The sequence below is a fragment of the Phytoactinopolyspora endophytica genome (genome assembly GCF_004138495.1).
Taxonomy (GTDB): Bacteria; Actinomycetota; Actinomycetes; order Jiangellales; family Jiangellaceae; genus Phytoactinopolyspora; species Phytoactinopolyspora endophytica.
Genome location: NZ_ML142849.1, coordinates 340,614 through 341,267, shown reverse-complemented (window position 1 = coordinate 341,267; position 654 = coordinate 340,614). Strand labels below are relative to the sequence as shown.

General features: G+C 68.2%; 1 protein-coding gene. It reads left to right on the top strand.

Annotated features, from left to right (window positions below; all coding sequences use genetic code 11):
* On the top strand, nucleotides 1–654 hold a 654-nt coding region (locus ELR45_RS36425; protein ID WP_205855779.1), incomplete at both ends, for an ABC transporter permease.

Sequence of the window (654 nt, the reverse complement as noted above, 5' to 3'; positions counted from 1 at the left end):
CGATCATCGCCGTCGCGCAGACGGTCGTCATGGTGGTCGGGAACTTCGACCTCTCGGTGGGGACGAACGCGACGCTCTCCGGGGCCACCGCGGCCGCGTTGATGGTCGGCGGCACCCCCATGCCGGTCGCGATCACGGCCGGCCTGGTGGTCGGCACGCTGGTCGGTGTCTTAAACGGGATCCTTGTCGCCTTTGCCGGCCTGTCGGCGCTGGTCGCGACCCTAGCGTCCATGACAACAGTCGGCGGGCTGGCGTTCCTGGTGACCGACGGGACCACGCTCTACGGCATGCCGGAGGGATTCGGCTGGTTCGGGCAGAGCCGCCACCTCGGCATCCCCATGCCCGTCATCGTCGCGGCGATCATCGCGGTGGTGGTCTGGCTGGTGCTGCGGTATTCCACCACCGGCCGCCGCTGGTACGCCGTGGGCGGCAATGCTGAGGTCGCGCGCCTGTCCGGGATCAATGTGCGGTGGATGCGATTCTTCGCTTTCACCGTGGCCGGCACGGTGTCGGGCCTGGGCGGCATCATCCTGGTCTCTCGTCTCAGCAGCGCCAGTGCCACCAGCGGTAACAACTACATGATGCTCGCCGTCGCCGCGGCCCTTCTAGGCATGACCGTGCTGAAGTCCGGGCAGGCGAACGTCGGGGGAACGC